The organism is Streptomyces sp. NPDC017095 (genome assembly GCF_044332325.1).
Taxonomy (GTDB): Bacteria; Actinomycetota; Actinomycetes; order Streptomycetales; family Streptomycetaceae; genus Streptomyces.
In genome coordinates this window covers 26,498-41,106 of sequence record NZ_JBIROU010000015.1, presented here as the reverse complement: position 1 = coordinate 41,106, position 14,609 = coordinate 26,498, and the positions used below count along the sequence as shown (strand labels likewise).

The following is a 14,609-nucleotide window of genomic DNA, read 5'->3' as shown; positions in this document are numbered from 1 at the left end:
CCCGTCACCCTGCTCCGCGGGCCCGGCGACGGACGGCGCGGCATGCTGCCCTCGGCGGACGTGGCCCGGGGCCGCGCGGCGGGCCTCGACGTCATCGGCGAACTGCCGGGAACGTACCCGGAGTGGCTCGGCGACCAGGGTTTCACCGCCGCCCACGGACTGCGCTATCCGTACGTCGCCGGGGAGATGGCCCACGGCATCTCCACCACCGGGATGGTGACGGAGCTGGCCCGGGCCGGCATGCTCGGCTTCTTCGGCGCGGCCGGCCTGCCCCTGCCGCGCGTCGAGGCCGCGGTCACCGCCCTGGCCGGCGCCCTGACCCCCGACCGGGCGTGGGGCGTCAACCTCATCCACACGCCGCGCGAACCGGAGTGGGAGGAGCGCACGGCGGACCTGCTGCTCGCCCGGGACGTCCGCCGGATCAGCGCCTCCGCCTTCCTCGAACTGACGCCCGCCGTCGTGCGCTGCTCCGCCGCCGGACTGCGCACCGACCCGGCCGGACGCGTCGTCCGCCGTACCCACCTCTTCGCCAAGGTCTCCCGCCCCGAGACCGCCGCCGCGTTCATGTCGCCCGCGCCGCCCGCCCTGCTTAACGCGCTGGTCGAGCGGGGCAGGCTCAGCCGCGAGGAGGCGGACCTCGCGGCCCGCGTGCCCGTGGCCCAGGACATCACCGTCGAAGGCGACAGCGGCGGCCACACCGACAACCGGCCGCTGGTCACCCTGCTGCCGCGCATCCTCGCTCTGCGCGACCGGATCCAGCGGCGGCACCGCTACCCGGAGGCGATCCGGGTGGGCGCGGCGGGCGGACTGGGCACCCCGCAGTCGGTCGCCGCCGCCTTCGCCCTGGGAGCCGCCTACGTCGTCACCGGCTCGGTCAACCAGACCGCGGCGGAGGCCGGGATCTCCGCCGAGGCCAAGCGCATGCTCGCCGCGGCGGACCTCACGGACGTGATCATGGCACCCGCCGCCGACATGTTCGAACTCGGCGTCAAGGTACAGGTGTTGCGCCGGGGCACCCTGTTCGGTGTCCGCGCGCGGAAGCTGTACGACCTGTACCGTGGCCACGACAGCCTGGAGGCCGTCCCCGCCGCCGAGCGGACCGCGCTCGAACGGGACATCCTGCGGGCCAGCGTGACCGAGGTCTGGACCGAGGCGGAACGGTTCTGGAACGACCGCGACCCCGCGCAACTCCGGCGCGCGGCCACCGATCCCAAGCACCGGATGGCCCTGGTCTTCCGCTGGTACCTCGGCCGCTCCTCGGTCTGGGCCGTCACCGGAGATCCCGGACGCGTCCTCGACTACCAGCTGTGGTGCGGCCCCGCGCTCGGCGCCTTCAACCAGTGGACGGCGGGCAGTTGGCTCGCCGACCCGGCCCGGCGGACCGTCGCGCAGATCGCCCGTAACCTCCTGGAGGGCGCCACCGTTCTGACCCGGGCGCACCAACTGCGCAGCCTCGGCGTGCCCTTGCCCCACCGCGCCTTCTCCTTCACACCCAGGCCACTGGCCTGAGCCGACCTCGTCCGCACCTCACGCAAGGCTCCCTTCATGCCCTCCTCAGGCACGACGCCTGAACCCCTCGACATCGCGATCATCGGACTGTCCGCTCTGCTGCCCGGGTCGACCGGCCCCGACACGTTCTGGCGCAACGTCGTCTCCGGCCGTGACCTGCTGCGGGACGTCCCGCCCACACACTGGCACCTCGACGACTACTACGACCCCGACCCCACCGCACAGGACAAGACCTACGCCCGGCGCGGCGCCTTCCTCGACCCGGTCGACTTCGACCCGCTGGCGTTCGGCATCCCGCCCCGGCAGATCGAGGCCACCGACACCACCCAGCTGCTGTCCCTGGTGCTGGCCCGCCGGCTGCTGGAGGACATCACCGACGGCGACCCCGCGCGGCTGGCCGGCGACCGGACCGGCGTGGTGCTCGGCACGACGGCCCTGCCCCTGCTGTACCAGATGAGCCTGCGCCTCGGCCGGCCCTCCTGGCTGCGCGGCATGCGCGAGGCGGGCATCGACGAGGACACCGCCGTGCGCGCCGCCGACCTGATCTCCAGCCGGTTCACGCCCTGGCAGGAAGCCACCTTCCCCGGCCTGCTGAGCAATGTCGTCGCCGGCCGCATCGCCAACCGCTTCGACCTGCACGGCCCCAACTACACCGTGGACGCGGCCTGCGCGTCGTCCCTCGCGGCACTGTCGGCCGCCGCCGGCGAACTCGCCCTCGGCCGCTGCGACATGGTGATCACCGGCGGCGTCGACACCTTCAACGACCCGCCGATGTACGTCTGTTTCAGCAAGACGCCCGCGCTGTCCCGCACCGGGGACTGCCGGCCGTTCGCCGCCTCCGCGGACGGCACCCTGCTCGGCGAGGGCCTGGTGCTGTTCGCGCTGAAACGGCTGGCGCGGGCCGAGGCGGACGGCGACCGCATCCACGCCGTGCTCCGCGGGATCGGCTCCTCGTCGGACGGCAGGGGAGCGGCCGTCTACGCACCGGTCTCCTCCGGACAGGCCCGCGCCCTGCGCCAGGCCTACGAGCAGGCCGGCTACGGACCGGACACCGTGGAACTGGTCGAGGCCCACGGCACCGGGACCCTCGCCGGCGACGTGGCGGAACTCGGCGGCCTCACCCAGGTCTTCGAGGAGAGTGGCCGCACGGACCCCGGATGGTGCGCCCTCGGGTCCGTCAAGTCACAGATCGGGCACACCAAGGCGGCCGCCGGAGCCGTAGGCCTGCTGAAGGCCGTCCTGGCGCTGCGGCACCGGACGTATCCGCCCACCATCAAGGTCGACCGCCCCAACCCGCGCCTGCCCCTGACCGGCGGCCCCTTCTACCTCAACACCGAGGTACGGCCCTGGGTGCGCGCCCCGGGCACGCCCCGCCGCGCCGCCGTCTCCAGTTTCGGCTTTGGCGGCAGCGACTTCCACGCCACCGTCGAGGAGTACGCGCCCGAAGGCGGCCCCCGCCACCCGGCGCCACGGGTGCGCACCGCAGCGGAGGAACTGGTCCTGTGCTCTGGCCGCAGTGCCGGAGAGGTCGCCGACCGGCTGCGGGCCGCGGCAGCCGACGCCGGCCCCCCGGACGCCGTCGCGCACCGGTCCCAGCGGACGTTCCGGCCGGACGACCCCTACCGTCTCATGGTGACCGCCCCGGACGGCGACGAGCTGCGCCGCCGGCTGCTGGCCGCCGCCGACCGCGTGTGCCGCGCCCCCCAGGAGCCGTTCCACCTGCCCGACGGCACCCGCTACGCCTGCGCCCCCGCGTCGGCCGCCCCGCTGGCGTTCCTCTTCACCGGCCAGGACAGCCCGTACCCGGGCATGGGCACCGGCCTGGCGCTCAACTGCCCCGCCGCGATGGACACCTGGGACTCCCTGGCCGACTGGCACCCCGAGGGAGAGGAGCCCCTGCACCGCGTGGTCTTCCCGCCGCCCGGGTTCGGCGCGCGGGACCGGGCGGCGCGGCACGACCGGCTCACCGCCCCGGAATGGGCCCAGCCCGCCCTCGCCGCCCAGTGCCTCGCCCAGCTCGCGGTGTTCACCGAAGCGGGCGTACGGCCCGACTGCGCGGCCGGACACGGCTTCGGCGAACTCGTCGCCCTGCACACCGCAGGCGTCCTGTCCGCGCGCGAGCTGCTGTCCCTCGCCCGCGCCCGCGGCGAACTGCTCCGCGACACCGCCGCGTCCGGTGGCATGACGGCCGTGCGCTGCGGCTCCGCCCGGGCCCGGGCCCTGCTGGAACGGCACCGGGTGCCCGAGGTGTGGATCGCCCACAGCGACACGCCCGACGAGGCCGTCCTCGCCGGCGCGCTCGACGGCCTCGGCCGGGCGGAGACCGCGTTCCGCGCCGCCGGGGTCCCCGTGCGCCGGCTGACGGCACCCGGGGCCCCGCACACCCCGCTGCTGGCGCCCGCCGTACCGCGCTTCCGCACGCTCCTGGCGCGGGCCCGCCTGGCCGCGCCGCGCCTCGACGTGTACGGCCACGCGCGCGCCGACGTCTACCCGGCGGACCCCGAGGCCGTCGCGGACCGGCTGGCCGGACACCTGGTGGCGCCGGTGCGCTTCGCCGACCAGATCGACGCCCTGTACGCCCGCGGGGTGCGCACCTTCGTGGAGATCGGGGCAGGCGACGCGCTGACCGGTCTGGTCGGCCGGATCCTCGGCGACCGCCCGCACCTCGCCGTCTGTGCCGACCGGCGCGGCGAGGACGGCTTCAGCACCCTCCAGACGGCACTGGGAGCCCTCGCCGTCCACGGCGTGCCGGTCGATTTCGGCCCGCTGTGGCGCGACGTCCCGCCACCCCCCGACTCCCACGACGACCGTGAACAGCGACCGGATAGGAAGAAGAAGGGCATGACCGTGCAGATCATGGGGGCCAATCCGCCGGGGCAGAACACCCCTGCCCCGGCGGCCCAGACCCCGGCGCCGCCCATGGCGTGGCTCGACCAGATGAGGGAGGCCCAGCGGCGGCTGACGGAGTCGGCCGCCGCGCTCCAGCAGGCGGTCGCCGGCTGCCTCCAGGCGCTGGAGGCGGCAGCGGCCGTCCAGTACGCCGTCCAGCAGGCGCAGCCCGGCACGGCCGCCTGGCCCTCCCCGCCTCCCGCCCCCGGCCCGTGGACGCCGCCCGGTGTCACGGCGGGCCAGCCGCCCGCCCCCGCCGGATGGCAGCCGCCCGCAGCGGCCGGGTGGCAGCCGCCCGGGGCCGCCGCCTGGCAGTCGTCAGGGCCCGCCACCTGGCAGTCGTCCGGGCCCGCCGCGTGGCAGCAGTGGGCGTACGCCCAGGGGTGGCAGCCGCCCGTCCACGCCCCGCACGCCTGGGGACCGGTCCCGGCCCACGCGTCCCAGCCGTGGCACCCCGAGCCCGCGCCCGCCGCCGGTCCACCCCCGGCCGCCCCGGCCCCGCCGCCCCGGGCTCCCGCTCCCGCCCCGGCCCAGGTCATGACCCCCGCCGCCCAGATCCCCGCCTCCCCGGTCACGGCGCACGCACCCCAGGTCATGGCGCCCGCGCCTCAAGTCATGGCCCCCGCGCCCCCGTTCACGGCGCCGTACCCCGGAACCGCGGACACCCCGCCGATCCCCGCCCCGGCCCAGCCGCCCAACCCGGCCGGCGCGCCCGCCGCCCCGGCCGCACCGGTCGACACCCGCGCCGTCCTGCTCAACACCGTCGCGGAACTGACCGGCTATCCCGTGGACGTCCTCGCCGACGACATGGACATGGAGACGGACCTGGGCATCGACTCGATCAAACGGGTCCAGATCCTCGCCGCGATCCGCACGGCGATCCCCTCCCTGTCACCGCTCGACCCGGGCGAGGTGCTGAAGCTGCGCACGCTCGGCGAGGTCAGGGAGACACTGGACCAGGCCACCGGAGCCGGGCAACTGCCGTCGTTACAGGGCCCGGTCGACGGCTGCGTGCCGTCGGCCTCCAGCGGTCTGGCACGGCTCGTGGTGCGCGCCGTCCCCGCTCCCGAGCCGGGGCTGGCGCTGCCCGGCCTGACCGACGGCCCGGTGCTCATCACGGACGACGGCAAAGGCGTCGCCCGTGAACTCGCCGCGGAACTCAGACGCCGTGGACTGACGGCCGACCCGGTGTCCGGCGAACTGCCGCCGGACGCCAGGGCGGTGGTCAGCCTGGAAGGCCTGTGGCCCGCGCCGTCGGCCCGGACGGCGGCCCGCGCCGCGTTCCGCACCGCCCGGACCGTCGCGACCCGGCCGGCGGCGCACGGCGGCGTCTTCGTGACCGTGCAGGACACCGGGGGCGACTTCGGGCTGCGCGGCGCCAGCGGCGACCGGGCCGACCTGGGCGGCATCGCCGGCCTCGCCCGTACCGCCGCCCGTGAGTGGCCGTACGCGACGGTCAAGGCGATCGACGTGGAACGCGCCGGCCGCCCGGCGGCCGAGATCGCCCGGACGATCGCCGCCGAACTGCTGCACGGCGGCACCCAGACGGACGTCGGGCTGCGCGCCGACGGCAGCCGGGTGCGGCTCGCCCGGTGCCCGGCCGCTCTTCCGGCCGTCACGCGCGGCACCCGGCACCCGGCCGGCCCGGGCGCCCACCGGCCCGAGCACGTCGTGGTGACCGGCGGGGCGCGGGGCATCACCGCCGCGTGCCTGACCGGACTGGCGCGGGCCCGGCGCCCCCGTCTGCTGCTGCTCGGCCGCACCCCGCCGGCGGACGAGCCCGGCTGGCTGCGCGACGCGGCCGACGAGGCGGCGGTCAAACGCGCCCTGCTGGCACACGACGGACCCGCTCCCGGCCACCCGCCGGCCCTCGCGGCGGTGCATGCCCGCTCCCGGCAGGTGCTCGCGGCCCGCGAAGTGCGCGCCACGCTGCGCCGGCTGGCGGAGGCGGGCGCCCAGGTCCGCTACGAGACCGTGGACGGCCGGGACGACGCCGCCGTGCGCGCCGCGCTCGACCGGGCCCGGGCCGAATGGGGCCCGGTGACCGGGGTCGTGCACGGCGCCGGCGTGCTGGCGGACCGCCCGATCGCGGCCAAGACGGACGAGGAGTTCGCCGCCGTGTACGACACCAAGGTGGAGACGCTGCGGGTCCTGCTGGACGCCCTCGCCGACGATCCGCTCCGCCTGCTGTGCGTGTTCTCCTCCGTCGTCGCCCATACCGGGAACCCCGGCCAGTGCGACTACACCATGGCGAACGAGACGCTCCACCACCTGGTCTCCGCCGCCCGCGCGCACCGGCCCGGACTGCGGGCCAGGGCACTCGGCTGGGGCCCGTGGCGGGGCGGCATGGTCACCCCGTCGCTCTCTAGGCACTTCGCGGAGGCGGGCGTCACGCTCATCGACCCGGCCGCCGGGACCGACGCGTTCACCGCCGAGCTGGCCTGCGCCCTGGACGGCCCGGCGGACGACGCGGACCGGCTCCTCCTGGTCCCGGACGCCGGCGCCGCGGCACCCCCGGCGCCCCGGACGCCGGACTCCGGCCGCACGCGCCGCCTCGCGGACGTGGTGGTGCCGCGCGGCGGGTTCCCCTACACCGAGGACCACGTCGTCCGGGGCGTCCCGGTGCTGCCGCTGGCCTGCGCCGTGGAATACCTTGCCAGGGCCGCCGCCGCCGAGCGGGCCGGCAGCGAGCCTGCGGCCACGGACCGGACCGCCGCCGGGCGGCCCCGCCCGTCCGCCGGACTGCTGCTGCGCGGGCTGTCCGTGCTGAAGGGCGTCGTACTCGACCCGGCCGGACGCGACCCGTACGTCCTGCGGGTGTGCGGCGGCCCGCACGCGGACGGACTGCGGCTGACGCTGGAGGCGGCGAACGGAACCCCGCACTACCGGGCCGTGGCCTCGGACCGCCTCCCGGCCCCCGCCCCCGCCGCCCCGCCCCCCGCCCCGGCCGGTGCCGCCGTGGCACCGGCCGGCGTCTACGACGGCGCACTGCTCTTCCACGGCCCCCGCTACCGCGCCCTGCGCGCCGTCCGGTCCCTCGACCCCGCCGGTGCCACGGCCGTCCTGGACGGACTCGAAGCGCTCGGCTGGGACACCCGCCGGCCCTGGGCCACCGACCCGGCGGCCCTGGACGGCGCGCTCCAGCTCGCGGTCCTGTGGGCCCGGCACGCGCTCGGCCGGGCCACCCTGCCCATGGGCGTCGCCGAGCTGCGCCTGTACCGCCCCGGCGCCCTCGGCCGGAACCTGCTGGCCGTCGTCACCCCGGGCGCGGCGGCGGACCAGCAGGCGGAGTGCGACGTACGGCTGTCCGACGACCGGGGCGCGACCGTGGCCGAGTTGTCCGGTGTGCGGCTGGTGGCACGCCCAGGCTGAGAGAGAAACCGATCTGATGTCAGTACGAGCCCTGCCGCCGATCCCGGCCGACCGGGTGGCACGGAGCGCCGGCCGGGCGGGCGGCGCGCCGCCCGCCGCCCCGCGCGGCACGCCGGACCCCGCCCGTGACCGCTGGTACCTCGACCCGGCCGGACGCCTGTGCGCCGGTGCCCTGCTGGCGGCCGCCCAGGGCGAGCGGCTGCCGCCGGCCGGCCGTACCGGCGCGCAGCCGCGGACGCCGGCCGACCGGTCGTACCGCCTGCTCGGCGGTGACCTCACCTTCCACGGACCCCTGCCCGAATCCGGGCAGGCGCTGCGCTGCGAGACCCGGCTGGAGGACAGCACCGAGTACGCGGGTGTCCCGCTGCTCTCCTTCCGCTCCGATGTCCGCGTCGACGGCGAGCTCCGGCTCAGCGTCCGCCACGGACAGGCCGGCCTGTTCACCGAGCGGGAGCGCGCCACGGCCCGGGGCACGTTGTGGACACCGCGGCCCGGCCCGGCCCGCCCGGCCGGACCCTTCGCGCTCCCGCCCACCGCCTGCCGGGCGTCCTCCTTCAGCCCCGCCCAGGTCCGCGCCTACGCGGACGGCCGCCTCGCCGAGTGCTTCGGCGCGGGCTGGGAGCGCGCCGCCGCCCACGTCCGCGGCCCGCGCCTGAGCACCAGGCACGGGCTGCTCTTCCAGGAGGTGACGGACTTCGACCCCCGGGGCGGACCGCTGGGCCGCGGATACCTCCGGGCCACGCTGCGCCTCGTACCCGGCCGGTGGTACTTCACGGGTGACGACCCCGGCGACCCGTACCTGTCCCCGGCCCTGCTGCTGGAGGGCTGTCTCCAGGCCGCCGCCTTCCACCTAAGCGCCCTCGGCGTGACCACCGACCGGGACGGCTGGCGCTTCCAACCGGCGTGCTGCGAGCGGCAGTCCGTGTCCTTCCGCGCCCAGGCCACCCCACGCCACCGGGAACTCGTCTACGAGGTCTTCGTCACCGGTGTGCGCGCCGGACCCGTGCCGAGGATCCGGGCGGACGTGCTGTGCTCGGTGGACGGCGTGCGGGTCTGCCACGCGGCGGGACTGACCCTCGATCTGGTGCGGGACCGCCTCCTCGGCGACCGCGGGCACCCCGTCCCCGCGCTGCAACCCGCCGCCCCCGACCCGCGCGCCGCCGTGGCCGACGGGCCGGCCCCGGACCGGCAGGGCAGGCTCGTCCGGTCCCCGGGACGGCACCGGGTCACCGGCGGACCCGACTGCGGCCGCCCGGACCCACCGGCGCGGCCGGCGCGGGCGCCCGCACCGCCGTTCCCGGTCCTGCCCCGCGTCCGCGCGCTCGGTGCCACGAAGGCACAGCCGCGCAAGGGGAGCTGGGTCGAGATGGAGTACGACGTCACGGGCGGCCCCGGCGCGCACGACGGCGCCCCGTCCCCGTCCATGGCGGCGCTGACGGAGATCGCCCTCCAGCCGTGCGGCTGGCTGGCCCGGTACACCGGCTGCTTCCCCGGCCGCGCGCAGGACCTGCTGCTGCGCAACCTCGACGGGCGGGCGGCCCTGCTGCGCACCGGGGGCCCGGCGCCGCGCCGCGTCCGCGCCAAGGCCACGCTCACCGACTGGGCGGACGACGGCACCACGTTCCTGCTCCGCTACGACATCGAGTGCCGGGCCGACGACGAGGAAGAACCGTTCCTGACGCTCTCCGGCACCTTCGGCTGCCTCCCGCCGGCCGCCGCCGACGGGCCGGCCGGACTGTCACCGTCGCGGGCGGAGCGCCGCCACCGGGACGCACCGCGCACCCGCACGGTGGACCTCGCCTCCCGGCCGCAACGGTTCTTCACCGGGCCGCTGCGGCTGCCCGTCCCCGGCCTGCTGCTCGACCGCCTCACCGGCTACCGGCCGCCGGACGACACCGGGCCCGGCCGGATCCGCGGGGAGGCCGAGATCCGGGCCGGCGTCTGGTTCCGCCCGGCCCGCCCCGCGCAGGACCCGGTGCCCCCGGGGCCCCTCGGCATCGAGGCCATGTACCAGTTGCTGCGGGCCTACGCCGTCGAGCGGGACCTGGCCGCCGGGCTGCGGGCCGCGCGCTGCGCACCCGCCGCCGCGGGCACCCCGCTGACCTGGACGTCCCCGGGCCGGATCTCGCCGGGCAGCCGCCTGATCACCGCCGAGGTGGAGATCACCGCCGAGGGGGAGGACCTGCGGGGCCGCTATCTGGAGGCCCGGGGCGTGCTGTGGGCGGACGACACCCTCGTCCTGCGGGTGGACGGCCTGGCCCTGCGGATCAGCCCCCGCCCGCCACGCCCGGGCGGCGCCCTCGGCGCCCACCTCACGGGCGGGGTCCTCGACCCGGCCCGCGACACCTGGCTCGCGGACCACCGCCCGGCCCTGACCACCCCGAGCGTGCCGCTGATGCACGTGGTCCGCATCGTCGCCGAGACCGCGGAACGCGTCACCGGCCGGCGGCCCGGACGCATCCGCGACCTGACCGTCCGCCGGTGGATCGTGGCCGACACCCCGGTGCGGTACGTCACCGAAACCCGCCGCGAGCGGCACGGCACCCGGATCGACCTCCTGACCCTCCCCACCGGCGACGACACCGCCGAGCCCACCCTCGTGGCGACCGGCACCGCACTGCCGTCCGGCCCGGACCGGCCCGCACCGCTGCCCCCGCTCACCGGAGCCCGTCCCGTCGACCGCCTGCCCTACGACGGAACGACGCCCGCCCTGTTCCACGGGGCCGCCTTCCACTACCTGCGCGGCATGCGCACCGGTGCCCGGGGCGCCGACGGCGTGCTCGACCCCAGGCGCGGCTCCGTGCCCCCGGCACCCCACCACTCCGGACTGCTCGACGCGGCGCTCCACGTGATCCCCCACCACGCCCTGTGGACCTGGGACGAGAACCTGCCGCGCGCCGTCCTCGCCTACCCCTACCGGCTGGACGCCCTGGACCTGTACGAGCCGCTGCCCGGTCCCGCCCCGCTGCGCGTCGCGGCCCGGCTCGCCGACAGCGACGACCTGCCCGCCGGCAGTTTCGTCCGGGTCACCGTGCAGCTCTACCGGCGGCGGACGCTGGTGGCCGACCTCCGGCTCACCGTCGCCCTGGTGCCGGCGGGCTTCCTCGGGCGCGCCGGCCACCCGGCGCGGATGGCGTTCCTGCGCGACCGCGCCTACGCCGCGGGGCTCGGGGTGAGCCGGACCAGCCGGGACGGCGTGACCCACCTGACCGCGGCCGACCTGAGCCGCGCCGACTGGTACCCCGGCCTGGTCGGCGACCTGTACGGGCTCACCGGGCCGGTGACCGGCCTGCCGGAGCGGCTGGCGCGGATCGCCGTACGCGATCACGCGGCCCGTCTGCTGCGCACCCACCCCTCGCGCATCGAGACGGCCCCCGACCTGACCCGGGCCTGGGCGGCGGGCCGCCCCCGGGAAGCCGTCAAGGTGTGGGTACGGCCCGAGGGCACCTCGGTCGCGGTGGGCACCCTGGCGCCCCCGGGCGGCACGGCCTGAGCCACCGGCCGGCCGGAGGCGCCGGTTCCGCGCGGTGGGCGTGCGCGGGCACCGCGGTTGCGGAAGCATGGGCAGGGGCGGCACGCGCACCGCGGCCCAGGCATGGGTCCCGAACCCGCCGGCCGGTGGACCGGTGCCGGTCCGGCACCGGCCACCCGGTCCGGCGTCCGTACCGGAGCATCCGGATGGCGTCCGTACCGGAGTACTCAGATGACCAAGCGCACCACGGACCCGCGTCCGCCCGCCGCACGGCCGGCGGCACGGCGGGGCCTCACAGACGGGCTGACCGCCGGCGACTGGGGACTGCTGCTCCTCAGACTGACCTTCGGACTGCTCATGGCCGGGCACGGCGCCCAGAAGCTGTTCGGCCTGTTCGGCGGGCCGGGACTGACGGCCACCGGCAAGGGGTTCGCCGCCCTCGGCTATCACCCGGGAAAGCTGTTCGCCGTGATCGGCTGCCTCTCCGAACTCCTCGGCGGCCTCGGCCTGGCCGTCGGACTGCTCACCCCGCTCGCCGCCGCCGCGCTGATCGGAGTCATGATCAACGCGATGGTCACGGTGACCGGGGCCCACGGCCTGTGGGAGACCAAAGGCGGCGTCGAGTACAACGTGAGCATCGCCGTCGTCGCCCTGGCCGTGGCCGCGCTCGGCCCCGGTCGGCTGGCCCTCGACCGGTTCTTCCCCTGGGGTGCCGGCGGCTGGCCCGAGGCGGCCGTCGCCCTGGGGCTGGGCGGCGTCGCCGCCGCGATCACCCTGAGCCTGTGACGCGGTCACCCTGAGTCTGTGACGCGGTCACCCTGAGCCTGTGAGCGGGCGCACGCGGAGGCTCACAGCAGGGCGCGCACCCAGCGCGGATCGGGGTTGACGTACGGCCGGCCCGCCACCACCACGGTCGGCACGGTCTCGTCGCCGTCGTTGACCGCGCGCACCACCGCGGCGCCGGCCGGGTCACGCCAGATGTCGACCCAGTGCAGCCGGCGGGCGTCGCGGCCCAGCCGGAACCGCAGGCGCAGGCAGTACGCGCACCCCGGCCGCCAGTAGACCACCGGCCGGCCGTCGGCCGCGCTACGGCGCCGGGCCTCCGCCGCGCCGACCGGCCGGGGGAACGCCAGCGGCGAGTGCAGGACCGCGACCACCGCGAACACCGGCGGCAGCGCGACGGCCGGCCAGGCGGACCCGCCGGCGGCCGGCGCGAGGGCGACGAGTGAGCCGCAGCCCAGGAACAGCAGGGGCAGGAGCCAGGCGCGCGTCATGACAGCGCACACTACGCGGCCCGACGGCGCCGGAGCACCGCCTGCGGGCACTCCGCCCCCGCTTTCCGGGTGCGCCCTCGCCTTCCGGGGCCGCCCTCGCGGGTGGGGACCGATCGCGGGCGGCCGGGCACGCCGTGTCACGTTCCGGCGGCAGGTGAACGTCGGCGTCTCCGGCGGCGCGGAAGACGCCGGGCGACCGGCGGGCCGGCTCACCGACGTGCCGGTTCTGTACTCCAGTTCACACGTCTGTCGTCAGTACGTTGGTTCGCGAGGCGACGGCCGTCACCTCCGGCTGGTGCAGTGGGCCACCGTTGCCAAGGTGCGGTCCGGACGGTTGGCAGAGTGCCGGCCGGCCGCTCCCGAATCCTTCGTGAGGTGCATGTGATGCGTCATCTCCGCACCCGGGGCGCGGCGCGGCGCCCCGCACGGGCCCGTGCGAGACTCGCGACGGCCGTCGTGGCCGCCCTGGCGGCCCCGGCCTTCCTGGCCGGCGCCGCGGAGGCGGACTCCCGGCGCAGCGAGCCGGCCGAGCAGTGGACGACACGGATCCTCGCCCCCGGCGTCACGGTCCGCGCCGGTGTCCTGCGCCATCCCGGCGCCGACCACGCGTGGACGGTCACCGTACAGGCGCCGACCAGTTCCCGGTGGTCCACCAACGACCCCGACGCGCCCGTGACCTGGGCCGAGGTCTCCACCCGTGCCTGGGCCGCCGGCACGGCGCGCGAGCTGGCCGACGCCGGTCTGCGGCCCCGCGTGGAGAGCGTGCAGTGGCCCCGGTACGCCGACACCCCGCACGGAGTGATGGGTTACCGGGTCCGTGTCGGCCGTTTCACCACCCAGCAGGAGGCGCGCACGGCCGCGTCGGCGGTCACCGCGGCCGGGTTCCGCACGACCCTGTCCTGGACCGGGTACGACATCCAGGAGCCGGCCGATCTGGAGAACGTCCATGTGGCGGTGATCGACCCGGACACCTTCGACGGAACGGTGCAGGCCACGCACGACGGCAACGTGGCACAGCGCGAGGCCACTTCGGCGGTGGCCCGCAAACTGGACTCGCTGGTCGCGGTCAACGGCGGCTTCTTCGTGCTGGCGACGGGCGACGGCGTGCCGGGCACCATGTCCGGGATCGGCGCCTACGAGGGCGAGCTGGAGTCGATGGCGGCCGGCTCGCGCTCCGCGCTGCTCATGGAGGACGGCGGGCGCCGGGTCCGGGTCGCGGACCTGACGAGCACCGTCACCGCCCGCGCCGGCAAGGCTGCTTACCAGGTCCAGGGCATCAACCGGGTGCCCGGCACGGTCCGGGACTGCGGTCGTCCCGGCAGCACGCCCAGCGAGCTGCCCTGGCAGGACGTGACCTGCCGGCTCGCCGACGACCTGGTCGAGTTCACGCCCGCCTTCCGGGCCGGGCTGCCGACCGGTCCCGGCGTGCAGGCCGTGCTGGACGCGTCCGGCCGTGTCGTCTCCGTCGGCGCGCGCGGCGGCCGCGTCCCCGAGGACGGGCGCGTGCTCCAGGGCATCGGCCGGGCGGCCGACTGGCTGACGGCGCACGCCAGGCCGTACAGCCGCGTCACGGTCGGCGAGGTCGTCCGCACGACCGACGGCCGGCGGGTCCGGCTCGACGGCGACGACTCCCTCGTCAGCGCGGCGCCCACGCTGGTGAAGGACGGCCGTATCGACATCGACGCCGCCGCCGAGGGCGTGGTCGACCCCGAGTACACCTCCTTCGGCTACGCGTGGGCCAACGTCCGTCAGCCGCGCACCATGGCGGGCGTCGACCAGCGCGGCCGGCTGATCCTCGCGACGGTGGACGGCCGGCTGAAGAACGGCAGCGAGGGGTTCACCCTCTACGAGGCCGCCCGGTTCATGCAGTCGCTCGGCGCGGTGGACGCGCTGAACCTCGACGGCGGCGGCTCCACCGCGATGGCCGTCGACGGCACGCTGGTCAACCACCCGTCCGACGCCGCCGGCGAGCGCCCGGTCGGAGACACCGTCCAGGTCCTGCCGGCGCGGGACTGACGGGGCACGGCTCGGCGGAGAAGCCGACCGCGCCCTTTCGGCCAGCCGCACCAGGCACCACACGCACCACCCGCCGC

Annotated in this window: 6 protein-coding genes; 5 read left to right on the top strand and 1 reads right to left on the bottom strand. The window is 76.8% G+C overall.

Annotated features, from left to right (window positions below; genetic code table 11):
- Nucleotides 1–42: 42 nt before the first annotated feature.
- The 4 genes from ACH4OA_RS26755 to ACH4OA_RS26740 all read left to right on the top strand — a co-directional run bounded on the left by ACH4OA_RS26755 (nucleotide 43) and on the right by ACH4OA_RS26740 (nucleotide 12,028).
- Nucleotides 43–1,509 (top strand): PfaD family polyunsaturated fatty acid/polyketide biosynthesis protein, encoded by a 1,467-nt coding sequence (locus ACH4OA_RS26755; protein WP_397971671.1) that lies wholly within the window; start codon nucleotides 43–45, stop codon nucleotides 1,507–1,509.
- 36 nt (nucleotides 1,510–1,545) lie between these two features.
- Nucleotides 1,546–7,770 carry an SDR family NAD(P)-dependent oxidoreductase gene (locus ACH4OA_RS26750; RefSeq protein ID WP_397971482.1) on the top strand — a complete coding sequence of 2,075 codons (6,225 nt, stop codon included), beginning with the start codon at nucleotides 1,546–1,548 and terminating at the stop codon, nucleotides 7,768–7,770.
- A gap of 16 nt (nucleotides 7,771–7,786) precedes the next feature.
- Nucleotides 7,787–11,263, top strand: a complete 3,477-nt coding sequence (locus ACH4OA_RS26745) for a hypothetical protein (RefSeq protein WP_397971479.1) — start codon at nucleotides 7,787–7,789, stop codon at nucleotides 11,261–11,263.
- A gap of 210 nt (nucleotides 11,264–11,473) precedes the next feature.
- Nucleotides 11,474–12,028 (top strand): DoxX family membrane protein, encoded by a 555-nt coding sequence (locus tag ACH4OA_RS26740; RefSeq protein WP_397971476.1) that lies wholly within the window; start codon nucleotides 11,474–11,476, stop codon nucleotides 12,026–12,028.
- A 62-nt stretch (nucleotides 12,029–12,090) separates the two neighbouring features.
- Here ACH4OA_RS26740 and ACH4OA_RS26735 read toward each other — a convergent pair whose 3' ends face one another.
- Complete coding sequence (locus tag ACH4OA_RS26735; protein WP_397946902.1) at nucleotides 12,091–12,516, bottom strand: glutaredoxin domain-containing protein; 426 nt, start codon at nucleotides 12,514–12,516, stop codon at nucleotides 12,091–12,093.
- Between the two features lie 384 nt (nucleotides 12,517–12,900).
- On the opposite strand from ACH4OA_RS26735, the gene ACH4OA_RS26730 reads away from it, so the two are divergent.
- Nucleotides 12,901–14,532 (top strand): phosphodiester glycosidase family protein, encoded by a 1,632-nt coding sequence (locus tag ACH4OA_RS26730; protein WP_397971473.1) that lies wholly within the window; start codon nucleotides 12,901–12,903, stop codon nucleotides 14,530–14,532.
- Nucleotides 14,533–14,609 lie beyond the last annotated feature (77 nt).